Source organism: Streptomyces sp. NPDC048434 (assembly GCF_043200375.1).
GTDB lineage: Bacteria > Actinomycetota > Actinomycetes > Streptomycetales > Streptomycetaceae > Streptomyces.
The window spans coordinates 121,797-148,648 of sequence record NZ_JBICXQ010000002.1 but is presented as its reverse complement, the minus strand read 5'-3'; the positions used below and the strand labels follow the sequence as shown (position 1 = coordinate 148,648).

The 26,852-nt window shown below is 71.6% G+C and carries 24 protein-coding genes and 2 pseudogenes; 12 read left to right on the top strand and 14 right to left on the bottom strand.

What is annotated here, in order from left to right; all coding sequences use genetic code 11:
• Nucleotides 1–88 precede the first annotated feature (88 nt).
• Nucleotides 89–1,672, bottom strand: coding sequence for an MFS transporter (locus tag ACGFWI_RS02935; RefSeq protein WP_393904125.1), 1,584 nt, complete (start codon nucleotides 1,670–1,672; stop codon nucleotides 89–91).
• Between the two features lie 185 nt (nucleotides 1,673–1,857).
• On the opposite strand from ACGFWI_RS02935, the gene ACGFWI_RS02930 reads away from it, so the two are divergent.
• Nucleotides 1,858–2,730 (top strand): helix-turn-helix transcriptional regulator, encoded by an 873-nt coding sequence (locus ACGFWI_RS02930; protein WP_393904124.1) that lies wholly within the window; start codon nucleotides 1,858–1,860, stop codon nucleotides 2,728–2,730.
• An 81-nt stretch (nucleotides 2,731–2,811) separates the two neighbouring features.
• Nucleotides 2,812–3,123 (top strand): annotated as a pseudogene (locus ACGFWI_RS02925) (PLP-dependent aminotransferase family protein); the annotation flags it as partial.
• Nucleotides 3,124–3,293: 170 nt separating this feature from the next.
• Here ACGFWI_RS02925 and ACGFWI_RS02920 read toward each other — a convergent pair.
• Nucleotides 3,294–4,844: an IPT/TIG domain-containing protein gene (locus ACGFWI_RS02920; protein WP_393904123.1), complete on the bottom strand. Its 1,551-nt coding sequence runs from the start codon at nucleotides 4,842–4,844 to the stop codon at nucleotides 3,294–3,296.
• Nucleotides 4,845–5,034: 190 nt separating this feature from the next.
• Complete coding sequence (locus tag ACGFWI_RS02915) at nucleotides 5,035–5,373, bottom strand: hypothetical protein (protein ID WP_393904122.1); 339 nt, start codon at nucleotides 5,371–5,373, stop codon at nucleotides 5,035–5,037.
• A 113-nt stretch (nucleotides 5,374–5,486) separates the two neighbouring features.
• Between ACGFWI_RS02915 and ACGFWI_RS02910 the strand changes: the two genes are divergently transcribed.
• Entirely contained in the window at nucleotides 5,487–6,284 is a 798-nt protein-coding gene (locus ACGFWI_RS02910) for a Scr1 family TA system antitoxin-like transcriptional regulator (protein WP_393904121.1), read from the top strand.
• Nucleotides 6,277–6,504 carry a DUF397 domain-containing protein gene (locus ACGFWI_RS02905; protein WP_393904120.1) on the top strand — a complete coding sequence of 76 codons (228 nt, stop codon included), beginning with the start codon at nucleotides 6,277–6,279 and terminating at the stop codon, nucleotides 6,502–6,504. Before ACGFWI_RS02910 ends, ACGFWI_RS02905 begins: the two co-directional genes overlap by 8 nt.
• On the opposite strand, the gene ACGFWI_RS02900 is transcribed toward ACGFWI_RS02905, so the two are convergent.
• From ACGFWI_RS02900 to ACGFWI_RS02890, 3 genes are all read right to left on the bottom strand, one after another.
• On the bottom strand, nucleotides 6,505–6,963 hold the full coding sequence (locus ACGFWI_RS02900) for a nuclear transport factor 2 family protein (protein ID WP_393904119.1): 459 nt from the start codon (nucleotides 6,961–6,963) through the stop codon (nucleotides 6,505–6,507).
• A 134-nt stretch (nucleotides 6,964–7,097) separates the two neighbouring features.
• Nucleotides 7,098–7,982: a pyridoxamine 5'-phosphate oxidase family protein gene (locus ACGFWI_RS02895; RefSeq protein WP_393904118.1), complete on the bottom strand. Its 885-nt coding sequence runs from the start codon at nucleotides 7,980–7,982 to the stop codon at nucleotides 7,098–7,100.
• 13 nt (nucleotides 7,983–7,995) lie between these two features.
• Nucleotides 7,996–8,451, bottom strand: a complete 456-nt coding sequence (locus tag ACGFWI_RS02890; protein WP_393904117.1) for a VOC family protein — start codon at nucleotides 8,449–8,451, stop codon at nucleotides 7,996–7,998.
• Nucleotides 8,452–8,592: 141 nt separating this feature from the next.
• On the opposite strand from ACGFWI_RS02890, the gene ACGFWI_RS02885 reads away from it, so the two are divergent.
• Nucleotides 8,593–9,147 (top strand): CGNR zinc finger domain-containing protein, encoded by a 555-nt coding sequence (locus ACGFWI_RS02885; RefSeq protein WP_393904116.1) that lies wholly within the window; start codon nucleotides 8,593–8,595, stop codon nucleotides 9,145–9,147.
• Nucleotides 9,148–9,376: 229 nt separating this feature from the next.
• Here the strand turns inward: ACGFWI_RS02885 and rocD are convergent, their stop codons facing one another.
• The 5 genes and pseudogenes from rocD to ACGFWI_RS02860 form a co-directional block, all read right to left on the bottom strand.
• Entirely contained in the window at nucleotides 9,377–10,618 is a 1,242-nt protein-coding gene (gene rocD / locus ACGFWI_RS02880) for an ornithine--oxo-acid transaminase (RefSeq protein WP_393904115.1), read from the bottom strand.
• Nucleotides 10,615–11,448, bottom strand: a complete 834-nt coding sequence (ddaH, locus tag ACGFWI_RS02875; protein ID WP_393904114.1) for a dimethylargininase — start codon at nucleotides 11,446–11,448, stop codon at nucleotides 10,615–10,617. Before ddaH ends, rocD begins: the two co-directional genes overlap by 4 nt.
• Before the next feature lie 288 nt (nucleotides 11,449–11,736).
• The gene (locus ACGFWI_RS02870; protein WP_393904113.1) at nucleotides 11,737–12,231 is read right to left on the bottom strand and encodes an Lrp/AsnC family transcriptional regulator; all 495 of its coding nucleotides are present in this window, start codon (nucleotides 12,229–12,231) and stop codon (nucleotides 11,737–11,739) included.
• 245 nt (nucleotides 12,232–12,476) lie between these two features.
• Nucleotides 12,477–12,776: pseudogene (locus tag ACGFWI_RS02865) on the bottom strand (phosphotransferase); the annotation flags it as partial.
• A gap of 97 nt (nucleotides 12,777–12,873) precedes the next feature.
• Nucleotides 12,874–14,322, bottom strand: coding sequence for an amidohydrolase family protein (locus ACGFWI_RS02860; protein WP_393904112.1), 1,449 nt, complete (start codon nucleotides 14,320–14,322; stop codon nucleotides 12,874–12,876).
• Between the two features lie 403 nt (nucleotides 14,323–14,725).
• Here ACGFWI_RS02860 and ACGFWI_RS02855 point away from each other — a divergent pair, with 403 nt between their 5' ends.
• The 5 genes from ACGFWI_RS02855 to ACGFWI_RS02835 all read left to right on the top strand — a co-directional run bounded on the left by ACGFWI_RS02855 (nucleotide 14,726) and on the right by ACGFWI_RS02835 (nucleotide 22,155).
• On the top strand, nucleotides 14,726–15,709 hold the full coding sequence (locus ACGFWI_RS02855; RefSeq protein WP_393904111.1) for a RimK family alpha-L-glutamate ligase: 984 nt from the start codon (nucleotides 14,726–14,728) through the stop codon (nucleotides 15,707–15,709).
• On the top strand, nucleotides 15,706–16,554 hold the full coding sequence (locus ACGFWI_RS02850) for a RimK family alpha-L-glutamate ligase (protein ID WP_393904110.1): 849 nt from the start codon (nucleotides 15,706–15,708) through the stop codon (nucleotides 16,552–16,554). Before ACGFWI_RS02855 ends, ACGFWI_RS02850 begins: the two co-directional genes overlap by 4 nt.
• A 155-nt stretch (nucleotides 16,555–16,709) precedes the next feature.
• Nucleotides 16,710–18,953 carry a family 2 encapsulin nanocompartment cargo protein terpene cyclase gene (locus ACGFWI_RS02845; protein ID WP_393904109.1) on the top strand — a complete coding sequence of 748 codons (2,244 nt, stop codon included), beginning with the start codon at nucleotides 16,710–16,712 and terminating at the stop codon, nucleotides 18,951–18,953.
• A 135-nt stretch (nucleotides 18,954–19,088) separates the two neighbouring features.
• Nucleotides 19,089–21,221 carry a UvrD-helicase domain-containing protein gene (locus ACGFWI_RS02840; protein WP_393904108.1) on the top strand — a complete coding sequence of 711 codons (2,133 nt, stop codon included), beginning with the start codon at nucleotides 19,089–19,091 and terminating at the stop codon, nucleotides 21,219–21,221.
• 208 nt (nucleotides 21,222–21,429) lie between these two features.
• Nucleotides 21,430–22,155: a chitin-binding protein gene (locus tag ACGFWI_RS02835; RefSeq protein WP_393904107.1), complete on the top strand. Its 726-nt coding sequence runs from the start codon at nucleotides 21,430–21,432 to the stop codon at nucleotides 22,153–22,155.
• A 12-nt stretch (nucleotides 22,156–22,167) separates the two neighbouring features.
• Here ACGFWI_RS02835 and ACGFWI_RS02830 read toward each other — a convergent pair whose 3' ends face one another.
• Together ACGFWI_RS02830 and ACGFWI_RS02825 are read right to left on the bottom strand one after the other, a co-directional pair.
• Complete coding sequence (locus ACGFWI_RS02830; protein ID WP_393904356.1) at nucleotides 22,168–23,013, bottom strand: NAD(P)H-binding protein; 846 nt, start codon at nucleotides 23,011–23,013, stop codon at nucleotides 22,168–22,170.
• 64 nt (nucleotides 23,014–23,077) lie between these two features.
• A complete protein-coding gene (locus tag ACGFWI_RS02825) occupies nucleotides 23,078–23,536 on the bottom strand; it encodes a nuclear transport factor 2 family protein (RefSeq protein WP_393904106.1) in 459 nt (152 codons plus the stop codon).
• A gap of 105 nt (nucleotides 23,537–23,641) precedes the next feature.
• Here ACGFWI_RS02825 and ACGFWI_RS02820 point away from each other — a divergent pair, with 105 nt between their 5' ends.
• Complete coding sequence (locus ACGFWI_RS02820) at nucleotides 23,642–24,295, top strand: TetR/AcrR family transcriptional regulator (protein ID WP_393904105.1); 654 nt, start codon at nucleotides 23,642–23,644, stop codon at nucleotides 24,293–24,295.
• A gap of 21 nt (nucleotides 24,296–24,316) precedes the next feature.
• Here ACGFWI_RS02820 and ACGFWI_RS02815 read toward each other — a convergent pair whose 3' ends face one another.
• Complete coding sequence (locus tag ACGFWI_RS02815; RefSeq protein WP_393904104.1) at nucleotides 24,317–25,978, bottom strand: FAD-dependent monooxygenase; 1,662 nt, start codon at nucleotides 25,976–25,978, stop codon at nucleotides 24,317–24,319.
• 78 nt (nucleotides 25,979–26,056) lie between these two features.
• Between ACGFWI_RS02815 and ACGFWI_RS02810 the strand changes: the two genes are divergently transcribed.
• Nucleotides 26,057–26,767 (top strand): TetR/AcrR family transcriptional regulator, encoded by a 711-nt coding sequence (locus tag ACGFWI_RS02810; RefSeq protein WP_393904103.1) that lies wholly within the window; start codon nucleotides 26,057–26,059, stop codon nucleotides 26,765–26,767.
• The last annotated feature ends 85 nt before the right edge of the window (nucleotides 26,768–26,852 follow it).

Genomic DNA, 26,852 nt, shown 5'->3' with positions numbered 1-26,852 from the left:
TGGAGCCGGCCCCTCCGTATCGCGTCGAGGGTGCGGGAAACGAGGGTGCGGGAAACCGGCCGTGCAGAAGGGCGGACGCCGCCGGTGCCTACGCCCGGCGTCCGGCGGCCTCCGGAAGGAACGGCAGCAGCGCCGAGACCGCGGCGGCCAGCACGACGTTGAGGACCAACGCGGCCGCCAGCGCCTGCCCGTACGCGCCGGTGTCGTGCTGCGCGGCACCGTCGAGCACGCCGTAATAGAGGATGCCGACGAGTGCCACACCGACCGCACCGCCGATCTGCTGACCGGTGGACAGCACCCCGGATGCCATGCCCACTTCCTCGGGGCCGACGTTGCCGAGCACCGCGTTCAGCAGCGGGGTGACCAGCAGACCGTTGCCCCCGCCCACCAACAGCAGGGTCGGCACCAGCTCCCAGGCGGTCAGCGTGGCACCGGCGTTGAGGATCAGCGCGATGGTTGCGAGGAAGCCCACGGCGCCGGTCAGGGCGCCGAGCTGCAGCACGTGGCGGCCGTAACGGGCCAGCCGGCCGGCGATGAGACTGGCGGCGAAGAAAGCGACGGCGAACGGTGTGTAGACCAGGCCGGCGCCGAGCGCGTCCCTCCCCAGACCGTCCTGCAAGGTCAGCGACAGGACGAGGAACAAGGAGTTGATGCCCGCATAGGTGAGGACGACCAGGGTCGTCCCGACCGCGAACGGTCGCTCGGCCAGCAGCCCCAGCCGGACGAGCGGGGTGCCGCCCGCGGCTGCCACCCGCCGCTCCACCAGACAGAACCCCGCGAACGCCGGCACGCTGCCGGCCAGGCAGAGCCAGGTCCACAGCGGCCAGCCGTACGAGCGGCCCTCGACCAGCGGCACCACGAGCAGAAAGAGCGCCACGGTCAGCACCGTCGCACCGGGCAGATCGAGCCGCCGGGCCTCCGGTGCCCGCGTCTCGGGCAGGAACACCCCGGCGAGCAGCAGCGTCACCACACCGACGGGCACATTGACCCAGAACACCGGCCGCCACGAGGAGCCGAAGAGATCGGCGGAGATCAGCACACCCCCGATCAATTGGCCGGACATGGTGGCCATGCCGATGACCGCGCCGAGCGCGCCGAACGCCTTCGGGCGCTTGCCGGCCGGGATCAGCACCTGGATCACCGCGAAGACCTGCGGAAACATCGCGGCCGCGCTGAGGCCCTGGACCAGTCGCGCGGCGATCAGACTGCCGGACCCGGGCGCGAGCGCACATCCCACGGAGGACAGGGTGAACAGCGCCATCCCGGTCATGAACAGCCGCTTGCGGCCGAAGCGGTCGCCGAGGCGTGCGCCGGTGATCAGGGCCATGGCGTAGGTGAGCTGGTAGCCCGCCAGGATCAGCTGGACATCGGCGGCGGAGGCGTGCAGATCGGCCTGGATGGCGGGGGCGGCGACCAGCACGATGAAGGTGTCGAGCACGGCCATGAACGCCCCGACCAGCACGAGGGCCAGGGCCCGCCACGGCGCTGCGCCGCCGGCCGCGGGAGCCTGCGGACGGGGCTGCGGACCGGCCTGCGGACGAGCCGGAAGGCCGGCCTGCGAACGGGCTCGGCGACCGGCGTGCCGACCGGCCCGCTGACCGGCCTCCGGCGGGGTCGTCCGCACCGGCGCGGCCTGCCGCCCGCCGGTACCTGAGGGTGGGGTCTGGGTCATGCGGCAAGCGTCGGTCGGCCCCGGCCGGACATACAGAGACCGATTATGCTGGTGTCCCCACCACCCCCAACTACCCCTCACCACACCGCTGTCCGGGCCGGGCCAGGACGCACCCCCGGCGGTCCGTACCCCCGGCCGGCACCCACGGTCGGCACCCCGCGACCCGCGGCGAAACGGGAGCATCGATGGCTGACCTGCAACGGCGGCGGAGTCTCGCGGAGTTCCTGCGCTCGCGCCGGGAGCGGCTCACGCCCCAGGAGGCGGGCATCATCGCGGGCCCGCGGCGCCGCACCCCGGGGCTGCGGCGCGAAGAGGTCGCCCAGCTCTCCGGGGTCAGCGTGACCTGGTACACCTGGCTGGAGCAGGCGCGCGACATCACCGTCAGCAGACAGGTCCTCACGAGCCTGTCGCGTGCGCTGATGCTCAGTTCGGCCGAGCGACGGCATCTGTTCGCGCTGGCCGGGGTGCCGTTGCCGGAGCGGCCTCCGGGCCGCGGTCCCGGCCCCGCCCTGCAACGGCTGCTCGATGCGCTCGAACCGCACCCCGCATACCTCCTCGACGCCAACTGGGACCTGGTGGGCTGGAACCGCGCCGAGGCGGGACTGATCGGTGATCCCGGGCAGCTGGAGCCGGACGAACGCAATCTGCTGTGGCTGGTGTTCACGGATCCGGCGATTCGCTCGCTGCTGGTGGACTGGGAGGGGCAGGCGCGGGATCTGATCGCCCAGTTCCGGGCCGATGCCCGGCAGCGCTCGGGGGACCCGCGCTACGAACAGCTCACCGGCGGGCTGCGGGAGGCGAGCGCGGAGTTCCGGACCTGGTGGGAGGCGCACGACATCGCGGAGTTCGGCACCACGCGCAGAAGGTTTTGCCACCCCCGGGTCGGGGCGCTGACCTTCGACTATGTGAAGCTGGCGGCGCTGGACGCCCCCGGCGTCAAGCTGTTCGCCTGCCTGCCGGCCGACGCCGCGACAACGGAGAAGCTGCCCGCGCTGCAGCAGTGCGCAGGGGGCACGGCTCCCGAGGAGTCCGCCGTCGCTCCGCTGGGCGCCCCGTAGGCAGCCCTACGACACCGGATTGACCGCCACGGCCTTGAAGAAGGTGTAGTGGAAGGTCCCGTCGCCGTCCGCGGCCGGATGCTGCTGCGCCGCCGCCATCGGCAGCGCCGGGACGCCATGATCGCGGCGATCCGGGCCCGGCTGCCGGGCGCGACCGTGCACGGTGCCGCGGCGGGCCTGCATCTGACGATCAGCTTCGCGCCGGAGGGCTTCCGTGGCTCCGACACGGACCTGGCCGCGGCCGCACTCGCCCGCGGCGTCAAGGTCCAGCCGCTGTCCTGGCACAGCCAACGCCCGTGTCCGCCTGGCCTGGTGCTCGGCTATGCCGCCCGCACACCGGGCGAGATCACGGAGGGCGTGGCCGTCATTGGTGAGGCGTCGGCGGGCGGGTGACGGGGCTGCGCGCCACCCTGGGCAGCGGTCCATTTCGTGCGCTCCTCCTCTCGGAGCGCACGGAAGGGTGGGGTGCCGTCCTGGTGACCCGGCGGCTGCTCGGGCGCGGCGTGGCGGGGGTAGTTGGGCGGCCCGCCGGTGCCGCCGGGGTCGGTGATGACCGGGCGGGGTCAGGGTTCGATGACTCCCGCGTGCGCGCTGGACGGCGACAGGATCGCTGACGGGGTGGTCGCGCCGGCGAACTCGACGTCATAGCCGCCGTTGGCGAGGATGAGCGTCAGGACGAGCGTCTCGTTGAACCGGGCGACGCCTTGGGCATCGGTGGTGCCGAGGCCCAGGAGGTTGCTGCCGATTTTGAACACGATGGTCTGGCCGGGCACGGGCAGACCGGTGACCTGGTCGGTCAGCGTGGCGGTCAGGAACGGGAAGTACACGTGCGGCGGGAACAGTTTCGTCAGCGCCGGCGTCGCGGTCAGCGAGGTGGCGTGGACGGGGAGGAGGTAGGTGAAGCCGTTCACCAGGCTGGCACTGCCACCAGGGGTGGTGACGGTGACGGTGGCCGGACCGGCCGCACCGGGCGGGGTGACGAAGGTGAGCTGGGTGCCGGTGGCGTTGACCACGACCCCGGTGGCGGGGTTGCCGCCGACGTCGACGCTCGCGCCGGTCAGGTTGGTGCCGGTGAGCGTGACGACCGTGCCGCCCGCGATGGGCCCTTGGGTGGGGTTGATGCTGGTCAGCGTCGGGTCGAATTGGATGACGCTGACGTTGTTCCCGTTGATGTTGCTGACGTAGACCTTGTTGTTGGGGGCGACCGCCACGGCGATCGGTCCGGCGCCGACGGGGACCGGGGCGCCGACGACGGTGTTGGTGGCGGTGTCGAACACCGTCACGCTGTTCGCCGCCCGGTTGGCCGTGTAGGCCATCCCGTCGGCGCCGACCGCGATTCCCCACGGCTGGTTGCCGACGGCGATCGGGGCGCCGACGACGGTGTTGCTGATGGTGTTGATCACCGTCACGTTGTTCGACCCGATGTTGGCGACGTAGGCGTTGCCGTTCGGCGCGATCGCCACGAAGTTCGGCTGGGCGCCGACGGCGATCGGGACTCCGACGACGGCGTTCGTGGCGGTGTCGATCACCGTCACGGTGTTCGATCCCCGGTTGGTCACGTAGGCGTTGCCGTTGGGGGCGACCGCGATCCCGACCGGCTGGGCGCCGACGGCGATCGGGGCTCCGACGACGGTGTTGGTGGCGGTGTTGATCACCGTCACGGTGTTCCCGGCGAAGTTGGTGACGTAGGCGTTGCCGTTGGGGGCGACCGCCACCACGGCCGGCTGGTTGCCGACGGCGATCGGGGCTCCGACGACGGTGTTGGTGGCGGTGTTGATCACCGACACCGTGTTCGACCCGCTGTTGGGGACGTAGGCGTTGCCGTTCGGGGCGACCGTCAGCCAGACCGGCGTACCGCCGACCCCGATCGGGCCACCGATCACGGTGTCCGTGGTGGCGTCGATCACCGACACATTGGCCGATCCGGAGTTGGCGACGTAGAGGTTGCCGTTGGGGGCGAACGCCAACCCGACCGGGTTGTTACCGACGGGGATCGATGTGACGGCCAGGAAGATGCTCGCCGGGATTGCCGCCCGGCTCAGCTGCCCCGCCTGGGCGGGGAACGTGGCTGTCTGCAGCAGCTCCTGCATCGGCGACTGAAGAATCGTACTCATGCGGACCCCTTCGGTGGGGGCCGTCCAGATCCCGCTCCGGGGCACCACAACCACAGACCACGCGCCACAACAACGCGGCGGGCTGCCCATCCCCGAGGAGGGATGGGCAGCCCAGTAGTTCGGTTGTCGCCTTTTTCCCATGATGCGGGGAAGCGAAACATTCGCACACGCTTGATCACGGCCGACGCGGTCACCCCTCGGCTTCCAGGTCGTCCGGTACCGGCAGTCGCCCGCCCCTGCTGGTCGCGATGCGCAGCATGTCGCCGAGTGCGCGGGTGGTCTGCTTGAGCGTCACCCGGAGCGTGAGCGGCCCGGCCGTCGGGTCGTCCAACACCTCTTCCGCTTCGGCGAATACGGCGGCACCGTCGCACATCTGGTCCGCCTCCATCTCGTCGGCCTTACGGGAGAGATAGCCGCCGCTGTCGTCGGTGCTCAGGTAGCACGGGTTGCCCGCGGGGGTCTCCCACGGCAACAGGCGCAGTCCTGGCCCGGGACACCGGGTGTCGTCCGGGTTGCTCTGGTTGGTCACGTCGTCAACTCCTGGGCGCCTTGGCTGCTTTCGGCCCTAGCGTTGTGTAACGGCGAGTAGCCTCGCCAGTGCACGGAGGGTGACGAATTTTCGGTCACATGGGGGTTGACGATATGAGCAGCACCTACGGCGATTGGCTCAGGCAACAGCGAGAAGCGGCGGGGCTGACGCAACAGCAGTTGGCCGACGCGGCGGTGATGACCCGCACGCATATCGCGCATATCGAGGCGGGGCGGCGAGTTCCTTCCAAGGAGGATGCGCGGCGGTTGGACATGGCTCTGAACACGGGGAATGTGCTCAGTAGCTTCCGCCCGGGTGAGGACGGCAGGCCCGTCGGCGCTCACTTCGAAGCAGCCCTGTCGTTCGAGCAACAGGCCACGATGATCCGTGAGTTCGCGCTCTCCTATATGCCTGGCATCCTTCAGACGGAGAGGTACGCCCGGGCGGTCCTGCGCGTCGGATTCCCTCCCCTGAGCGACAAGGAGCGTGACCAAGCCGTCGTCACACGGCTTGGGCGCGCGAAGATCCTTGCCGATCCGGTGATGCCCGTGGTGTGGGCGCTGCTGGACGAGGCGGTGCTGCGCCGTCCTGTCGGTGGCACAGATGTCATGGCTGAGCAGATCATGCACGTGGTCCGGCTTGTTGAGGACGAGCGCGTACGGGTGCACGTGCTGCCGCTCGGTCTGGGAGCGCACCCGCTCCTGGAGGGCATGATCACGCTGATGTGGTTTGCGGACCAGCCTCCGGTGGCCTATGTCGAAGCCATGCGTACGGGCAAGGTGTACGACGACCCAGCCATGGTCGAACAATTCCGGGGAGCCTACGATCTCGCTCTAGGCGACGCACTGCCGCTGACGGAGTCACTGGCCCTGATGAGGGCGACAGCGAAGGAATACGGACACCATGGCTGAGCACACCGTTCCGAACGCCGCGACGTTGACCGGTTGGCGCAAGTCGTCGTACAGCGGCTCTTCCGAGGGGAGCTGCGTAGAGATCCTGGACAACCACCCCTCCGGCATCCCCGTCCGCGACTCCAAGAACCCGCACGGCCCGGCCCTCCTCGTCGGGATACCCGCGTGGTCGTCCTTCGTCGCCGCCCTCAAGGACGGGGAGCTGCCCGGCTCCGGCTGATCAGCGGAACGGGAGGGCGTGGCCCCGCTCCTCCTCCGGGCGGGGCCCGAAGATGCGCCGTTCGTCGCCGATGATCGCGACATCGTGGATGCCCGCCTCCCGGCGTCGCATCAGTCCCTCCTCGTCGAACTCCCACAGCTCGTTGCCGTAGCTGCGCCACCACTGGCCGGCCGCGTCATGGGACTCGTACTGGAAGCGCACCGCGATGCGGTTGCCGTTGTACGACCAGAGCTCCTTGCGCAGCGCGTAGTCCAGTTCGCGGTTCCACTTCTGGCGCAGGAAGGCGACGATCTCGTCGCGGCCGGTGAGGAAGGTGTCGCGGTTCCGCCAGACCGAGTCCTCGGTGTAGGCGAGGGCGATCCGCTCCGGGTCGCGGGTGTTCCAGGCGTCCTCGGCCGCCTGTACTTTCTGCAGCGCGCTCGGCTCGTCGAACGGCGGGAACGGTGGGCGTGCGGCCATGACGTTCTCCCTCTCTCGGTGGCGGGAGGACGGTCGGCCGTTCTCCCTGCTGATTGCCGGTGCTTCCCCGCCCAGCCTGGCCTGGTCGGGACGTATCTCACCGCCGCGACACCGGCCGTTCCTCACCGGCAGGTTCATGCGCTGTCCCGCAGGGGCGGGTTGGCGGGCGAGTACTCGGGGGCGGACCAGCGCAGAGGGCTGGCGTGCGGGGTCTCCACGGACTCGGCGATCGAGAAGCGGATGGTGCGGCCGTGGGTGCCGAATGTGGTGTGCGCGGTGCCGGTGAACTGGAGCGTGGTGCCGGTGCTCCAGTCGAGGAACAGCAGCCCGGCGCGCGGGTCGTTCTCAAGGTTGCCCAGGCTCAGGTACATCGAGTTGCCGGGGTAGTCCTGCCAGGTCAGTTCGGTGGGTGAGGTCACCCGGACGAATCCGGGGTTGCCGCCGCGGTGGCTGGCGTCGGCGCCGTCGGCCGCCGCCGTGGCGATGAAGAAGGTGTCGGCGGAGCGGACGAGCGTGAGCTGGTCGGGGGTGAGTTCCCGGCCCCGGCGTACGGCGCCGGGCCGGGTGGGGGCAGGCGCCTGGAGTTGCCGCCTCTGCAGATACTTCGGGCAGTTGGAGAAGACCTGCTCGGCCGTCACCACGAATCCGCGGGCCGTCGGTGCGGCCGTGCCGTTGAGGCGCATTCGGCGGCGGGTGCGCGGGTCCAGGGCGATGGTGCCGACCTCGGTCCCCTCGGTCGTGAGGGCCGCGGCGAGCGGGTCGTGGTCGGGCAGGCCGCCCGTGACCGCGATCCGGTCGGGGCCCGTGGCCCGTACAAAACCGGGCGCACCGGTGAGCAGTGAGCTCCACATCCGGCCGGCCCGGTCCGCCGCGCCGACCACCAGCATCGGCTGCAGGCCGAGGAAGGCCGCGGCCACCTCGCGGATGCCGGGCCCGATGGAGCGGCCGATGTGGTCGGCCGCCGTGCGGACGCCGAGGCGGTCCTGCACGGCGCGCGAGCCTTCGTGGTACGGGTCCACGGTCCTCAGCTCCTCAGAAGAATCCGCAGGTCGGTGCGGCCGCCGCCGGGGCGGGCGCGCCGAGTGCGCCGGTGGGTACGGAGATCTCCAGACGGGTGCCGTCCGGGTCGTGGAAGAAGATCCCGCCGGAGGCCGCGCCCTCGCCGTGGGCGACGACCCCGTCGTACGCGAAGTCGACGTCCCGCTCGCGGAGCCGGGCCTCGAAGGCCTTCACCTCGTCGATCGTCCCGGCCTGCCACGCCAGGTGGTGCAGCCCGGCCAGGTGGGGGGCGTACGCGCCGTCCGCCTGCTGCCACAGGGTGAGCGTGAGCTCGCCGTCCTGCCCCAGGAAGGCGAAGCGCCGGCCGTCCTCGTCGCCCTCCCCGAGCACGTCGAATCCGAGCACCTCCGCGTAGAAGCCGAGCGAGCGGTCGAGGTCGGTGACGTTGAGGCCGGTATGGCCGGGCCGCAGTGTGCTGGTCGCCGTCATGGCGGACACCTTTCCGTTGGATCGATCCACCCGATCTAACTGTTGTGATTGACTTTAGAGGTTAGAAATGGAGTGGTCAACCGATCACGTACGCTTGAGTGGTTAGCCCGCCGGGGGTACGGACACGAGAAGGAGGCAGGGATGTCTGCGACCGAGCCCGCGACCGACCCGCGGCCCCTGACCGGAGAGCCCGTCTCGCTGGATCTGCTGAACACTCGCTGGATGGCCGAGGGCGGGCGCCAGGATCTGCTCGCCGACCCCGACGGGCTGCGCATCTGGCTCGCGAGCAACGGTCTCGACGGCCGCTTTCCGGCCGGCGCCGCCGCACTGGAGCATGTGCTGCTCGCCCGCGAGGCGCTCGCCGCCGCCGTCGACAGCCCCGGCGACAGGGCCGGTATCGAGCGCGTCAACGCCGTACTCGACCACGGCCGGATCCGCGCCACCCTGACCGCCGAAGGCCCTGGCGAGGAGGCGGAGTTCGAGGATCCGTCCTGGGGCGCGGCCTGGACGGCGGCCCGTGACTACCTGGACCTGCTGCGCGCCGCCCCCGACCGGATCCGGCGCTGCGCGCACGACGCGTGCATTCTGCACTTCTTCGACATCTCGCGGAACGGCACCCGCCGCTGGTGCTCGATGGCGGCCTGCGGCAACCGGGCGAAGGCCTCACGCCACTACGCGAAGACGCGCGAGGCCTGAGCGGCGTGCGTCGTGCGCTGCCGCCCGCCGCGGGGGCGCCAACGGGAGCGGCCCCCGGCCCGGGGTTACCGGGTCGGGGGCCATTCTTTCCGGTGGGGGCGGTGCGCCCGCTCGGTCTGCACCGTCCTTGCCGGGCGGCAATGCCGCGTCGGTAGTACCTTGCCGCGTCGGTACGGCAACGCCGCGTCCGTGGTGCAACGCCGCGTCGGTACTGCGGTCCCGTGTCAGGTCACCGGATCAGCGACCGCTCCAGGCAGCCCAGCGCCGACTGCAGTTCCTCTGCGGTGATGGTCAGCGGCGGGGCGAGCCGGATCGTCGAGCCATGGGTGTCCTTGACCAGGACGCCCTCCTTCAGGAGGCGTTCGCTGATCTCCCGGCCGGTGCCGAGCGCGGGGTCGATGTCGACGCCGGCCCACAGGCCGCGGGCGCGGAAGCCGGTCACGCCCTTGCCGGTCAGCGCTGCCAGTCCGGTACGCAGCTGTGCGCCCAGCTCGGCGGCGCGGCGCTGGAACTCTCCGGTGGCGAGCAGCTTCACGACCGCCGAACCGACCGCGGCCGCAAGGGGGTTGCCGCCGAAGGTCGAGCCGTGCTGGCCGGGGCCCAGCACACCGAGCACCTCGCGGCGGGCGACGACCGCGGAGACCGGGACGATGCCGCCGCCGAGCGCCTTGCCGAGCAGTAGGACGTCGGGAACCACGGACTCGTGCTCGACCGCCAGGGTGGTGCCGGTGCGGCCCAGCCCGGACTGGATCTCATCGGCGATGAACAGGCACCCGGCCCGCCGGGTCAGTTCGCGTACGCCGGTGAGATAGCCGTCGTCGGGGATGACGACGCCCGCCTCGCCCTGGATGGGCTCGATCAGCACGGCGGCCGTCGTCTCGTCCACGGCCGCTTCGAGCGCGGCGAGATCGTTGTAGGGGACGGTGCGGAAGCCGGGGGCGAAGGGGCCGAAGCCGATGCGGGCCGTGTCGTCGTCGGAGAAGCCGACGATGGTGGTCGTCCGGCCGTGGAAGTTGCCGCCGGCCACCACGATCGTCGCCCGGTCCGCCGGGACGCCCTTGACGTCGTACGCCCACTTGCGGGCGACCTTGATGCCGCTCTCCACCGCCTCGGCGCCGGTGTTCATCGGCAGGACCATGTCCAGACCGGTCAGCTCGGCGAGGCCTTCGGCGAAACCGGCGAGACGGTCGTTGTGGAAGGCACGGGAGGTGAGGGTGAGCTGGTCGAGCTGGCGGTGCGCGGCCTCGATCAGGGCCGGGTGGCGATGGCCGAAGTTGAGCGCCGAGTAGCCGGCCAGCATGTCGAGGTAGCGGCGCCCCTCGACGTCCTCGACCCACACCCCTTCGGCGCGCGCGACCACCACGGGCAGCGGGTGGTAGTTGTGCGCGAGGACCGGGCCCTCGGCCTGGATCAGCTCCGCGGACGAACGGGGAGCAGCCTGCGCGGGGACGGTACGGGTGGGAGCGGTCATGAGCGAATCTCCTGGGTGCAGCACTTGATGCCGCCGCCGGCCTTGTGGAACTCGGAGAGGTCGACGGGGACGGGGACATAGCCGTGCGCGCTGAGCCGGCCGATGAGGCCGGTCGCCTGCGGGGCGATGAAGACATGGCGGCCGTCGGAGACGGAATTGAGGCCGAAGGCCATGGCGTCGTGCCGGGTGGCGAGCACCGCCTCGGGGAACAGCCGCCGCAGCACTTCACGGCTGCCGGTCGAGAACGCCCCGGGGTAGTAGGCGATGTTCGCCTCGCCCGTCTCCGCCGTCTCCGCCGTCTCCTCCAGGACGAACAGCGCGGTGTCCAGGTGGTAGAAGTACGGGTCCACCAGCTGCAGGCCGATCGTCGGGACGCCGAAGAACTCCTGCACCTCGCGGTGTGCCGCCGGTGTGGTGCGAAAGCCCGTGCCCGCCAGGATGTAGCGGCCGGCCGGTACGAGGTCGCCCTCGCCCTCGCACAGCGATTCGGGCCGGTAGACGTCGTACCCGGCCGCCTTGAACCAGGTCTCGTACTCCGTGGACTCCGGCCGCCGCTGTGGTGCGTGGAAGTACGAGCCGAAGACCCGGCCGCCCACGACGAGCGCGGAGTTCGCCGCGAACACCATGTCGGGAAGCGTGGCCACCGGGGGCACGGTCTCCACCGTGTGCCCGTGGTCGCGGTAGGCGCCCATCAGCGCCTCCCACTGGCGCCCCGCGAGGGCGGTATCCACCGCTGCGTCCGCACTCATCCACGGATTGATCGCGTAACGCACATCGAAGTGTCTGGGCTCGCAGACCAGATAGCGCCGGGGGCGCGATACACGACTCATCGGCACGGGACGATCCCTTCGCTTCCTACGGGCTTGCGGGGTGCCCGGCTGTCACTGAGGGTCACCCGGGTTGCTTCCAAGGTAAGGAGCGAAGGATTCGGGCCACAAGCAACAAATGCTGCTCATCAGCGCAGGAATGCTGCGGAGAAATGACGATGGACGATGGATTGCTGCGCCTTGCTGCGCCTTGCTGCGCCGGTGGGGAGGGTTTCCGCCCCGTCGCCCTTGCTCCGGCAAGGGGCCGGCCGGTCGTCGCCGCTTCGGTGGGGGCCGCGCTGCCGCCCCGCGTCAGTGGGGGGTTCCTCCCGAGGACGGGGTGGCGCCCGCCTCCGGGCTGTCCGGCAGGAGATGGGACAGCACCATGTAACTGATCGTCTTGCGGATGAACGGCTCGGCCCTGATGCGTTCGAGCACCTCCTCGAAGTGCTCGACATCGGTCGCCCGTACGTGCAGCAGCGCATCGGCGCCACCGGTCACGGTCATCGCCGCGGCGATCTCCGGATGGTTGCGCACGACCTCCGCGAGCCGCCGGGGCGGCGCCGCACTGTCGCAGTACACCTCGACATACGCCTCGGTCAGCCAGCCCAGGGCGGCCGGCCGGACGGTGGCGGTGAACCCCGTGATCACGTTGTTCTCCCGCATCCGGTCCACCCGCCGCTTCACCGCGGTGGACGACAGCCCGACCGCCGCACCGATCTCCGCAAAGCTCGCCCGGCCGTTGTCGATCAACGCCGCAACGATCTTGCGGTCGAGGTCGTCGAAGGGCGCGGCCTTGTTGGTCACTGGGCCTCCCGATTCTTCCCGGTTCCTACCGGTACATCTCCGTCGCGGTCGCCTCACGGTAGCGATACCGCGGGTGGGCGGGGAGCGGGGCCGGGAGGGGCCGGCCGGGTGTGGCGGCCGGGGGCCTCGGACCGCAGCCGCAGTCACGGCGGCCGGCCAGGGGGGCCCGGCGCGCCGGCGTCGCCGCGGGGGAAGGGCTCAGCCCTCTCCCAGCACCGCCCGGATCACGTGCCGGGCGTTGTGCGCCATCGCCGGGTTCGTCCTCCGGCCCCGGCCCCGAGCACCTCGGGGATGGCCGTGGGCAGCCGGGACGCGAGGCGGGGCAGCCACTCCTGCTCCATCGATACGTCCTGGGCGCCGCCCTTCGCCAGCGGCAGCCGCACGACCATGCCGTCGCCCAGCCGGTACACGGCGTTGACCGTGCCGCCGGACGGCAGCCGCTCCACCGAAAGCCCCGCCCACTACGGGAGTTGCCCGGCGATCAGCCGCCGTACCAGGTCGTCGTCGAGGGGTTGCCGGCCCGGATGCATCTGCCCTGTGCTCATGGGGTGTCATCCGATCCCCGGACACCGTCGGCGTCAAAGGCTTTTCCGGCCCGGACGAGCGGCCCGGCCACCGGTCACACCGACTGACGCTGCCGCACTAGGCCGGCTCCACGCGGCGCAGCCCCGCCCGGCGGACGACCTCCGGGCCCAGCTGCGCGGCCCGGGACACCAGGGCGTGGCCGTCCCAGTCCGGTGGCCAGCCGTGCCACAGGCGTAGCGTGCCGCCTACGACGACTGCGGCGATCTGGTCGCGGTGCGCGAGGCGGACGAGTTCCCAGCGCAGGTCGTAGGAGGGCGTGAGTTCGGGGACATCGAGGTCCACGACGAGGAAGTCGGCGGCCTTGCCGACCGCGATCTCGCCGGTCACCTTGCCCAGTCCGAGCGCATCGGCGCTGCGCGAGGTGGCGTGCTCCAGCCACATCCGGCCGGCGCCGCAGGACGAGTCGCCCGAGGCCATGCCGTACGCCAGCCGTTGTGCCGTCTCCGCGGCGTCGATCAGCCGGAAGCCGTCACCGCGGGTGCCGTCGGTGCCCATGCCGAAGCGCACGCCCATCGCGGCGAGCAGGGTGGCGTGCGTGACGCCGTTGCCCTTCCAGGCGCTGGCCACCGGGTTGTAGCTGATCGCCGCGCCGGAGTCGGCCAGCAGCCGCATCTCCGAAGGGGTGAGGAGGGTGGCGTGCGCGCCCAGGGTGTGCGGGCCGAGCGCGCCGATGTGGTGCAGATGTTCCACCGGGCGGCGGCCGACGCTCTTCAATGAGCGTTCCACGGAGGCGAGATGCTCGTTCACATGGATCTGCAGCACCGCGCCTGCCTCGGTGCACAGGTCGGCGGTCTTCTTGATGACCTGGCCGGGTGCGTCCTCGGGGACGGCGATGGCCAGCGAGGGATGGATCAGCGGATGGCCGTCCCACCGCCCCAGATGCGCAGGCCCGCCCTCGCCGGTAGAGACGATCTTGGACAGTACGCACCGGATACCGGCTTCCTCCGTGGCCTGCGCCACCACCCGGACGTCCACGGGGGCACGGGTCCCGGCGTCGGCGACCGTGGTGAAGCCGCCGCGAAGGGCCTCCAGCGCGGCCAGCTTCGCCGAGACGTAGGCGCTCTCCTCGTCCAGCGCATGTTCCAGCGGCTCCCATATGGTCTTGAAGATCTCCGAGGGCTGGCCGAAGGACTGGGCCTTGCCGAAGCTCTGGGTCAGATGGTGGTGCGCGTCCACGAACCCGGGCATGAGCAAGTGGCCGTCCAGTCGCACCGGTTGTACGTCGCGGTGCGCGGCGATGAGCTGTTCGGCCGGTCCGATCGTGCGGAACTTTCCGTCGCGGACGAGGACGGCCTGATGGCGTACCGGCCCGTCCGGCAGCAGCAGCAACTCGGGAACCAGCAGTTGTTGTCTGCCGTGGAACTGTCCGGGCCGTGGGGCGGCCTTGCCGTGGGGGCTGTCGGCCGTGGCCACTTCCGTACCTCCGATGCCCGATCCGCCGAGGAGCCCGCCTGCGCCGGTCAGGCCCATGCCGACCAGAAACCTCCGTCGTCGGAATCTGCTCATCCCGGGTCCTGGGTCCGGCCGTTCGCCCGGGGGGACGCCGTGGTCCTGCTGCTCGTTCGCCAACCCGCTCGCCTGCTTTCCGCACTTCGGTACGTGTGTGTCCTGCTCGCTGAGCTGTCCCCGGGGTGGCCTGACCTTAGGGCCGCCCCAGAATTGGAACAAGGGTTCCGGCATGCGGGATTTGCTGTCGGCACAGTGCGGGTGGCGGAAGTCTCGCCGGGGTCCGGCAAACTCCTGGTCATGGGCGAGGGGTCGGGCGCAGGAGGTGGCGTAACCTCGCCGAAATATGGGCCGGAGCCCGGTGCGTGGGTCCACGGTGCCCGCCGGAACCCGCATGGGATCCTGGTGTGTCATGGATCTGCCGGACGGACGGTGGACGTGCGGCGATGACGAGGGTGCACCGATGAGACTCTGCTTCCTGGTGGAGGAGCAGTACCGCCATGACGGCATGCCGCTGGACGTGATCCGCCAACTCGGCGCCTGGGGACACCAGGTGGACGTGGTGTGGCCCGGCCGCTCGCTGATCCCCATATCCGAGGCGATTCAGGCGGGCAGCCATGATGCCTGGGTCCTCAAGACCGTCTCCGGCGGCCCGGGGCTGACGCTTCTGGAAGCCGCCGCTTCCGTCGGGCTGACGACGGTGAACGATGTCCGGGCGATCCGCGGCGTACGCGACAAGGCGCTGGCCGCAGTGATCGCCCGCAGCAACGGGCTGCCGGTCCCCGCGACGTATGCGGCGGCCCGTCCCGAGGAGTTCGCGCAGATCCCCGAGGCGGAGTTCCCCCTCGTAGTGAAGCCCGCCGACGGCAGTTCGGGGCGCGCCGTGCGGCTGGTGGCGACGCCGGACCGGCTGCTGGATCCCGCGGGGCCGGACGCCACGGGAGAGCCGGGCGGGACGGCCGGTGGCCTGCTCATCGCCCAGCCCTATGTGCCCAACTCCGGTACGGATCTGAAGGTGTACAGCGTCGCCGGCGAGCTGTACGCGACCGAGCGGTGCTCTCCGCTGCATCCCGCGCACGCCGCACGCGAACGTCAGGTGCCGCTCACCCCGGAAATCGCCCGGATCACCGCCGAGATCGGCACGGTGTTCGGCCTCGACCTCTACGGGGTCGACATTCTGCTCGGGCCCGACGGCCCGGTGGTCGTCGACATCAATGACTTCCCGAGCTTCCGTCAGGTGCCGGACGCGGTCGCCCGAGTGTCCGCCGCCGTGCTGGACCTCGCCCGTAACGGGACGACGGGGCAGGCGGCCGGGCCGGCTTCCTGCCGCCTCGCGGCCGGGCAGCCGAGGGTGATGCCCGCGACGGCTCCCACGGCATCCCCTTTCACCGCTCCGCCCGCCCCGCGCGCCGACCGGCCCGCGGCCTCGATCGGTGGTGGCCGATGAGGATCGGGCTGGTCACCGCGGATCCCGGGCATCCGCTGCTGGCCGCGGTCACCGAGCTGCTGACTCCGGCGCATCGGGTCGAGTGGCTGGACCCGGGCGGCGAGGCGCCGGGCCCGGACCTCACCTCGCCCGCCGATGTCTATCTCCTCAAGGCGCGTACGCCCCGGGCGCTGGCGCTGGCCGCCCGCCTGGAGGAGCACGGCGCCCCGGTGCTCAACTCGGCGGCGGCGACCGCGCGCTGCCAGGACCGGGTCGGCATGGCCGCGGTGGCCCGCGCGGCGGGGCTGCCGTTCGCGGGCACCACCTCGGTGGCCACGCTCGGGCAGCTGGCCGCGGCCGGCGAGCCGGGGGGCCCGCTGGTGATCAAGAGCCGGTTCAGCCGGCGCCATGACCTCGTGGCCCGTGCCGACAGCGCCGTACGGCTGCGGGAGCTGGCCGCCGACTGGCCCGATGAACCGGTGGTGGTCCAGGAGTTCACCGTGAACAGCGGCTGGGACCACAAGCTGTGGGTGGTCGACGGCCGGCTCTTCGCCGGGTTGCGCCGGTCGGAGCTGGCCCCGGGCGGCCGCGGGCCGACGCTGCCGCTCCCGGTCGGTGAGCTGCCCGCGAGCTGGACCGGGGCCGCGCTGCGGGTCGGCGAGATCTTCGGTCTGGACGTCTACGGGGTGGACCTGCTCGATGGCGGTGGCGGTGCGCCCCTCATCGTGGACATCAATGCGTTCCCCGGTATCCGTGGCCAGGCCGGCGCCCCGGAGGCGCTGGCGCAGCTCGCCCTGCGCACGGCCGCGCGCGGCCGGAGCCTCGGCCCCGACGAAAGAAAAGTGCCAGAAGTCAGCGAGAAATGAACCGTGTTCGGAGGCCACCGAACCGAAGTGGCGCGGAGGCGGAAGCTCCTCCTCCGTAAGGCCTAAGGCACTGACCCCTGGGGTAGCGCTGCCCCGTCCGGAAGGCATGGTTCCCCGTGCCTTCCTTCCGTACGTATGGGGAGAGGCCGGCAACGGTGACACAGCCATTCGAACTGCCTGACTTCTACACGCCCTACCCGGCGCGGTTGAACCCGCATCTGGAGACGGCGCGTACGCACTCCAGGAAGTGGGCCCGCGAGAGGGGGATGCTGGAGGGCTCCAACATCTGGGAGGAGAAGGACCTCGACGCCCACGATTACGCCCTGCTGTGTTCCTACACCCACCCGGACTGCGACGCGGACGCGCTCTCGCTGGTGACCGACTGGTATGTCTGGGTCTTCTTCTTCGACGACCACTTCCTGGAGAAGTTCAAGCGGACGCTCGACCGGGAGGGCGGCAAGGAGTACCTCGACCGGCTGCCCGCCTTCATGCCGATGGATCTGGCCGCGGCCGTGCCCGAACCGACCAACCCCGTCGAGGCGGGACTTGCCGATCTGTGGGCACGCACGGTGCCGCGGATGTCCATGGCGTGGCGGAAGCGGTTCGCCGAGAGCACCGAGCATCTGCTCAATGAGTCGCTCTGGGAACTGTCCAACATCAACATCCGCCGGGTGCCCAACCCCGTCGAGTACATCGAGATGCGCCGCAAGGTCGGTGGCGCGCCCTGGTCGGCGGGCCTGGTGGAGTTCGCGACCGGCGCCGAGGTGCCCGCTGCCGTCGCCGGCTCCCGTCCGCTGCGGGTGCTGCGGGACACCTTCTCCGACGGCGTCCATCTGCGCAACGACCTCTTCTCCTACCAGCGGGAGACGGAGGACGAGGGCGAGCTGAGCAATGGCGTCCTGGTACTGGAGACCTTCCTCAACTGCACGACGCAGGAGGCCGCGGACGCCGTCAACGATCTGATCACCTCGCGGCTGCAGCAGTTCGAGAACACGGTGGTCGCCGAACTCCCCGTGCTCTTCCTGGAACAGGGCCTGGACCCCACGTCCTGCGCGGACGTGCTGGCATACGCCAAGGGGCTCCAGGACTGGCAGTCCGGCGGCCATGAATGGCATCTGCGCTCCAGCCGCTACATGAACGGCGGCGGGGCCGCGGCCGGCACCGCGCAGCCCTGGTCGCCCTTCTCCTTCGGCGGCCTCGGCACCTCGGCGACGGATCTGCGGACCGCGCTGGGCACGGCCGGTGCGCACCGCTTGCGCAGCTCCACCCATGTCCCGCACCAGAAGGTCGGCCCCTCGCGCATCCCCGACCTCTATATGCCGTTCACCACCACCCTCAGCCCGCACCTGGAGGGCGCCCGCCGCCGCGTCGTCGCATGGGCGCACCGGATGGGCTTCCTCGGCCCGCAGCCCGGAGTGCCGCTGTCCGACGTCTGGGACGAGCCCGCGATGGTCCGCTACGACCTGGCGCTGTGCGCGGCCGGCCTCCACCCGGACGCGACCCCGGAGCAACTGGACCTGGGCGCCGCCTGGCTGGCCTGGGGCACCTACGCCGACGACTACTACCCCCAGGTCTTCGGCCGGACCCGCGACAGGGCCTCGGCCAAGGTGTGCACGGAGCGGCTGTCGGCCTTCATGCCGCTCGACCCCGCGGCCCCCGTGCCCGAGCCGGTCAACGCGATGGAACGCGGGCTGGCCGACCTGTGGGTACGTACGGCGGGACCGATGAGCCCCGAAGCGCGCCGGACGTTCCGTGAAGCCGTCGACACGATGACGGCCAGCTGGCTCTGGGAGATCGACAACCAGATCCTGAACCGCATCCCCGACCCGGTCGACTACATCGAGATGCGCCGCGCGACCTTCGGTTCCGACCTCACCATGAGCCTGAGCCGCATCGGCCACGGCCGGCAGGTCCCGCCGGAGGTCTACCGCACCGGCACCCTGCGCTCACTGCAGAACGCCGCGGCCGACTACGCCTGTCTGCTGAACGATGTCTTCTCCTACCAGAAGGAGATCGAGTACGAGGGCGAGGTCCACAACGGCATCCTGGTCGTCCAGACCTTCTTCGACTGCGACTACCCGACCGCGCTGCACATCATCAATGACCTCATGACCTCGCGGATGCGCGAGTTCCAGCACGTCGCGGCCCATGAACTCCCGGTCGTCTACGACGACTTCGACCTCTCGCCACAGGCCCGCAAGGCGCTCGACGGCTACGTCCACGAGCTGGAGAACTGGCTGGCCGGCATCCTCACCTGGCACCAGGGCTGCCTGCGCTACATCGAGCCCGAGCTGCGCCATCCGACCGGTTCGCCGGCGCGGCTGGGCGCGCCGACCGGGCTGGGGACATCGGCGGCCCGCCTCTTCCGGTCGTCGGTCGCGGGGGTGGCGGTGGGGTAGGCGGCGGGCCGGCCCGCCCGGCGGACTCCCTGCGCCATGCCCCCGTGCCCCTCCCGTGCGCGGTACCGCGTCATGTGCCATCGGCCTATGGTTCATGACCCCGTGCGTACGGGGCGAGCGGTGAGGGGGCGGGCGATGGCGGCAGGGAGTTCTCCGGGCGGGCCGGCCGGCGGTTCGGCGTCACGGCGGGCGCAGGAGGCCCGTCGGCAGGAGCGGCTGTTACGCGAACAGTGGCAGGCCGCCCGGCAGCGGGCCGAGCGCTGGGAGGCGGCGGGCGAGGGGGAGCGGCGGGTCGCCGCCCAGCTGCTGATGCTGGCCGGCCGGGGCTGGCGGCTGCTGGTGGACCGGCGCTGGCCGGGCACCCGCGCGGCCAATGTGGACATGCTGCTGATCGGCCCCGCCGGCGTCTTCGTCATCGACGTCAAGAACTGGCGGGCCGCGCCGGAGTCCTCGGGCGGCCGGCTGCGGGCCGGGGGATTCTCCCGCGACGAGCACCGGCGCAAGCTGCTCGCGGTCACCAAGGCCGCCGAGAGCGCGGTGGCCTCCCTGGGAATGTCCCCGGTGGCGGTGCGTCCGCTGCTGGCCTTCGCGGGGCAGCGGGTCGACGCGGAGCTGGGCCGGATACGGCTGCTGGGCGAGCACGAGATCGGCCCGGCGCTGCTGTCGGAGCGCACCCGGCTGTCGGCGGACTCGGTCCGCGTCCTCACCGACCACCTGGCGCGGGTCTTCCCCGAGTACGAGGACCCGGCCGCCACCCCGGCCCCGGCCGCCACGGCGTCGCCCCGGGGCGACGCCGCCGGGCCGCAGGCTGCCGGGGCCGACGGGCTCTTCGACCTCGACGGGCTGCGGGAGGCCGCCCTCGACGAAGCGCGCCGGGCTCCCGTCGAGCAGTGGATGACCTTCCTCGACCCCGACCAGCTCGCGCTGGTACGGCGCAACTGGGCCGGTCCCGCCAGGATCAGCGGCCCGGCCGGCACCGGCAAGACCGTCGTCGGTCTGCACCGCGCGGCCTATCTCGCCCAGCGCACCAACGGCCGCATCCTGTACGTCACCTTCGCCAACAACCTGCCCCGCGTCCAGGCCACCTTCCTCAGGACCATGGCCCCGGCGGTGGCCGACCGGGTCGACTTCCGCAGTCTGCACTCCTGGGCGCGGGACTATCTGCGCGGCCGGGGTGTGCCGGTCCATCTGCACAAGGAGAAGGCGGAGACGGCCTTCAGCCTCGCCTGGAAACACGTCGGGCGGAACAGCTGTCTGACGGAGATCGACCCGCTGCACCCCTACTGGCAGGAGGAGATCAACTACGTCATCAAGGGCCGCGGCATCACCTCCTTCGAGGAGTACGCCGTGCTCGCGCGTCGCCGCCGCCGCGCCGCGCTGCGCCGCCCGCACCGGCAGGCCGTCTGGGCCCTGTACGAGGCGTACGAGGCCCAGCGCACCGAGCGTGCCGTCCACGACTTCAACGATGTGCTCTCCCTCGCGCTCGCGGAGGCGGCCGGCCGTACCGGCCACAGCGACTACACCGCCGTCGTCGTGGACGAGGTCCAGGACCTGACGCTCGTCGGGGTGCGGCTGCTGCACGCCCTGGTGGGCGACAGCCCCAACGGGCTGCTGCTGGTGGGGGACGGCCAACAGGCCGTCTACCCCGGAGGGTTCCGGCTCTCCGACGCGGGCATCGACATCCGCGGGGACCGCGGCCAGGTCCTGCGGGCCAACTACCGCAACAGCAAGGAGATCGTGGACACCGCGCTCGGTGTGGTCGCCGACGACGCCTTCGAGGACCTCGACGGGCTGCGCACCCCGGGCCGGCGGGACGTCGACCTGACCTACCACGACGGCCAGGTGCGGCGCGCCGTGCTGCCCACCCTCGCCGCACATGACGAGGCGCTGCTGGCCGCGCTGGGTGACCTGACGCCGCAGGAGCTGGCCGACTCCGCCGTGCTCTGCTCCTCGAAGCGCGCCATCGAGCACTATCAGCGCCTTCTCACCCGTGCGGGCCTGCGCGTCTGCCCCCTGGAGCAGTACGACGGGCACCCGGTCGAGGCCGTGAAACTTGGCAGCTACCGGCGCGCCAAGGGCCTGGAGTTCAAGCGCGTCTATCTGCCCCGGCACGACGCCGACCTGCCCCGGGGGAACCCGGCCGACGGCCCGTCCACCGAAACGGCCGACGAGCGCGGCGCGCTGGCCCGCAGCCAGCTCTTCGTCGCCATGACCCGCGCCCGCGACGTCCTCTGGCTGGGCAGCATTCGGCCGCAGGGCGGGCACTGACCCACGGACGCCGCCCGGCCCGTCCCCCGAACGGCGGCCCAGGACCCCGCAGAGCCTTCCGCGGGGTCCTGCTGGCTGGTGAATATCCCGCCCGAGGTGAATATCCCGATATGTCATCGGGAACCCCACATGGCGACGTCCCGCACGGGGTGGGACCGAGGGCCGGACCGCCGCCCATGGCTGACGAGGAGTTCCGACTGTGCGACGCATGATCGCTTTGCTTGGCGCGCTGGCCTTCACCGCCGCGTCCGCCGCGTTCGGGCCAACCGACGCGGAGGCCGTCAACGGCGTCATCACGTACCACATCCGGCAGGGCAACCGGATGTACCGGATCGAGGATCCCGGCGACGACCACTGCTACGGAGTGGGCGACGGATACGGCGAGGTGGACAACGCAACCCCCACCGACCTCGTCCTGTACAACGGCCGCGACTGCACCGGATCCGTGGTGGTCACCGTGCACGCGGACAGCTGGCTCAACGCACGGTTCGGCAGCCTGCGGCTGAGCGCGAACGGCCCGCGGTACCCGGAGGAGCCGGAGAACCGGGACAGCACCACGTCCTCGGACAACCAGGAGGACCGGGACAGCCCGGCGCGTTCGGACCGCCCGGAGGACTCGGACCGCCCGACGTCTTCGGAGGGCCGGGAGAACTCGGACCGCCCCCGGGACACGGCCGGCCCGGATCACTCTGCGAACCAGGACCGTCCCGCGAAACCGGACCGTCCCGCGAACCAGGACCGTCCCGCGAAACCGGACCGTCCCGCGAACCAGGACCGTCCCGCGAAACCGGACCGTCCCGCGGACCCGGTGAACGCCGCGGATCCGATGGTGCACCCGGGGAGCCCGGGAAGGCCCGTGCGTCCGGTAAGCCTCGCGCGTCCGGTAAGTCTCATGGATCCGGCAAGTCTCATGCGTCCGGGATTCGTCGACTGAGGCGCGCCCCGCTCAGCCGCGCCACCGAGCTGCCGCGAACTCGCGGAAGCTGCGCGGCGGGCGGCCCGTGATGCGCTCGACGGTGTCCGTGACACGGTCTTCGGCGCCCTCGGCGATGGCGCGGTCCAGGCCTGCCAGCAGGGCGGCGAAGGCGACGGGCAGGCCGGCGGCCAGCCGGTCGTGCAGCTGGTCGTGGGTGAGGGGGCGGTGGCGTACCGGCCTCCCGGTGAGGGTGGTGAGTGTGGCGGCGATGTCGTCGTAGCTCAGGGACTGCGGGCCGGTGAGCACCAGGTCGGTGCCGGGGGGCGCCGGTTCGTCGGTGAGGGCGTGGACGGCGACGGCGGCGATGTCGTCCGCGTCGATGAAGCCGACGCGGCCTTCGCCGGTCGCGGTCATGATGTCGCCGCCGGCGCGGATGCTGTCCGCGTGCGGATGGCGGTCGGTGAAGTTCTGCATGAACCACGAGGGGCGCAGCACCGCCCATGCGTCGAAGAGGCCCGGGAGCGCCGCATGCACCTGGCCCACCCCCGGGCCGCCGGCGGGAAGGGCGGAGGAGCTGAGGAGCACGACGCGGCGGACACCGGCCGAACGGGCCCGTTCGAGGAAGGGGATCATCACGGCGGCCGGGTCCGGGGCCGCGCTGGGCGGGACGAGATAGAGCCGGGCCGCTCCGCGCAGGGCGGCGTCGTGGGTGGCGGGGTCGTACCAGTCGAAGTGGACGGGCCGGGCCCCCGGCAGCGCGGGAGCGTGACGGCCGGCGGCCCTGACGGGGTGCCCGAGGGCGGTGAGCCGGGGCACGATGCGGCTGCCGGTGTTGCCGGTGGCGCCGGTGACCAGGATGGTGTCGCGGCCGGTCATGGCGCTGCCGTCGGTCATGGTCTCGCCGTCGGTCATGGTCTCGGGATCGGTCATGGTCACTCCGTCAGGACGTGGGGGTGGGCGATGATTTCGCCGCGCTCATGGAGGCCGGGAGCAGCAGGGGGTTCCAGTAGTCGCGGTAGTGCGTGATGCGGCCGTTCACGACCGTCACCACGGCGATGTAGGAGATCTCGCACGGTGCGCCGGTGGCCACGATCCGGCCGACGGCGCGCATTTCGACGACGAGGGTGTCCGGGGCGTCGGTCCGGTGGATCTCCAGGTAGGGGAACGACTGGAGGTCGACGTGATCGGGGTAGTCCTGCAGGTACGCGGCGATCGCCGCCCTGCCCTCCAGCCGCTTCGGATAGCCGTCCGGGGCGAAGGGGAACTCGAAGACCGCGTGGTCGTCGCACAAGGCCACCCAGCCGTCGATGTCCTTGTCCAGGAGCAGTTGCAGCCCGTGGCGGTAGAGGTCCGCCGGCGCCGTGGGGCTCGTGGGCTTGCCGCGTTCGCTGTCGTTCATGGGATGCCTCGCCTTTACACTGGGGGCACTATGTGGACCGACGGTCCGCTTAGATGTTCCGAGACTATACGGACCGATGGTCCGTTTCGTAAAAGGGGCTCTCCCATGGCCGAACGCAAGGCGCGCGCGGATGCGCTCCGTAACCGCGAGACCGTTCTGGCGGCCGCCGACGAGCTCTTCGCCCGCAGTGCGAGCCCCCGGAGCGTGTCGATGGACGACATCGCGGCGGCGGCCGGTGTCGGCAAGGGGACGCTCTTCCGCCGCTTCGGCGACCGTACGGGCCTGATCCGGGCGGTGTTCGACGCACGGATCGAGCCCCTGCGGCAGGCCGTCGAGGAGGGGCCGGCGCCGCTCGGGCCGTCAGCCGCACCGCGCGAGCGGGTGCCGGCGCTGCTGGATGCCCTCCTGTGCTTCAAGCTCGACCACCGCCATCTCTCCCTCGCCCTGGAGGAGGCCGGCAGCGGAAGCCCGTATCAGGGGGCGTCCTACGCGTGGTGGCACGGAATCCTGCGGGACATGCTGGAGCAAGGGGCCGGTACGGGGAGCGGTACGGGGAGCGGTGCGGGGACTGGTGCGGAAGCCGGCGCAACGGCCGGTCCGGTTCCGGACGGCGACTTCACCGCGCACGTCCTGCTGGCCGCCACCCGCGCCGATCTGGTCGAGCACCTCGCCGGCCGGGACGGGATGACTCCCGACCGGCTGCGGGCCCAACTGGCCGCTTTCGTGGGCAGGGTGCTGGGCGAGGGGCAGCGGGCCTGAGGCCGCCGGGCCACCGGTCGCTCAGCCCCCTGCGGGGAGGCCGGCCCAGTGGGTCAGCGCACGGACCCGTTCGGTGCGGCGGGTCTGCACGGCCGTGGTGCGGGTGGCCCAGGCGATATGGCCGTCCGGGCGGACGAGGATCTCGCGCACCCCGTCAAGGTCGGTGCGGGGGTCGTGCTCAGTGACGGTGAGGGCGGTCACCCGCGTTCCCCACGCCTTCTCGACGGACTGCCGCATCTCCTCGTCCCCCGCGAGGTCGAGCAGGACGAACCGGCCGGGCGGGAGCAGTTCGTAGACGCGTATCGCCGCCGAGCCGGTCGCCGTCAGCGCGATATCGGGCATCCGCCGTCCCACCAAAGGGTCGGCAGCCGCGTCGTCGGGCGGATAGGCGGTGTCGAGCGCGGAAACCAGCCCGGCCAGGTGGCGGTTGACCTCCTCGATGCCCAGGAGCTCCGCCATCAGCGCGCGCAGCGCGGCGGCCGGCCGCCGGTACTGCGGGAGCAGGGTCAGCTCCGCCAGCAGTGTCTGGATCTCGGTGTTCTCCGTGACCGCCCGCCCGACCGGATGCCGCTCGGCGTGGTAGCTGTCGAGCAGACGGGGCGGCGCCCAGCCGTTGATCTCGGCGGCGAGCTTCCAGCCCAGGTTCATCGCGTCCTGGAGCCCGGTGTTGAGGCCCTGGCCGGCCGCCGGGAAGTGGATATGGGCGGCGTCGCCCGCCAGCAGGACGCGCCCGGCACGGTAACGGGCCGCGAGGCGGGTGGCGTTGCCGAACCGCGACAGCCATCGCGGCCGCGCCACCCCGCAGTCGGTTCCGCAGATCCGCAGCAGCGAGGCCCGGAACTCGTCGAGCGTCAGCGGCTCGGCGGACGGTGTCTGCATCCGCTCCGGATCCAGGAGGACGAGCCGGGTGAGGCCTCCCGCGCGCCCTTCTTCCGGGCCGTCCGGGTATGCGTCCTGTGGGTCCAGCGGTACGGCCAGTACGCCATGCGCCCGTGCGCGGTCGAGGGCCGCCGGGTCGACGGTCGCGAAATCCCCCAGTGCGCCGCTGAGCGTCTCGTCGGTACCGGGAAAGCCGATCCCGGCGGCCCGCCGCACCACGCTCCGCCCGCCGTCGCACCCGACCACATACCGTGCGCGCACGGTCTCCACCGTGCCGTCGGGGCCGCGGACCGCCACCTCGACGCCGCCCCCGTCCGTGCCCCCGGGGCCGCCTTCGCCGTCGCTGCCGGCGTTCTGCCGCAGCCCGGTCACCTCGTATCCGCGCCGGATCGTCACGTCGAGTTCCCTCGTGCGCTCGGCCAGCAGCTGTTCGGTGCGGGCCTGGGCGAGGAACAGGGTGTAGCCGTGCCGGGTGTCCAGCGCGCTGAAGTCCAGCCGGGTGTCCAGTCCCGCGAAGTGCCACCCCGGTACCGGGCGCCCATGCGCCAGGAACCGTTCCACCAGGCCCCGTTGGTCCATCAGCTCGATACTGCGCGGATGCAGGGTCAGCGCCCGTGAGTCCCGCTGTGCCGCGGCGCGCCGTTCGAGGATCCGCACCCGTACGCCGCCCAGCGCCAGTTCGGCGGCGAGCAGCAGCCCGGTCGGCCCCGCGCCCACAACGATCACATCGGTGTCGGTGTCGGCGCAGGGGTCGACGGCGGCGTCGGTAGGGGCATCGGCTGCGGTATCCCTGGCGGCGTTCATGAGGGGCCTCCGGTCGAGTGTCGGCTCACGATTTAGTGAACAGTGTTCACGTGAACGATGTTCACTATAGTGAGGGCCATGAGTTCCGCGTCAACCCCTCCCGGCGCCCGTGCCGCAGCCACGACACGGGGCCGGCCCCCGAAACTCGACCAGGCGCGCACCGTCGAAGTCGCCCTGGCCCTGCTGGACGAGGCCGGGCTCGATGCGCTCACCATGCGGCGGCTGGCCGAGGCCATGGACGTACGGGCCGGTGCCCTGTACCGCTACTTCGCGACCAAGCACGAGCTGCTGACCGCCATGGCCGAAGCGCTGCTGGCGGACTGCCTCGAACGGCCGCTCCCGTCACCGGACTGGAGCGAGCGCCTGGCCGAACTGGCCCACCGGATGCGTGCGGCGCTCCTCAGCCGCCGGGACGGCGCTCGCGTCTACGCCGGTACGCACTCCACCGGCAGGCACACCCTCGGCTTCGCCGACACCCTCATCGGTGTCCTGCGGGAAGCGGACTTCGCCCCCGACGACGCGGCCCGTGCCGCGCTCACGCTCGTCAACTTCACCCTCGGCCACACCCTGGAGGAGCAGGCCGCCCTTCAGGTCGCGGGCGACGGGCCGGCCGACCCCGAGCGGCTGCGCGACGCGGTGACGGCGGCGCAGTACCCCCATCTCGCCGTCACCTTGCCGGTGCTCACCAGCACGGACTTCACGGCCCACTTCGCCTTCGGGCTCAGGCTGCTCATCGACGGGCTGCGGGCGGCCGGGCCCGGTCCCGCCGCCCCGGGGACCGGCGGTTGACGGCAGGTCCCGGGCGGCCCGGCGCCCCAGCAGTCCGCACCACACCCCGTCGATGAGCAGGCCGAGGGCCCAGAGCGGCAGCGAC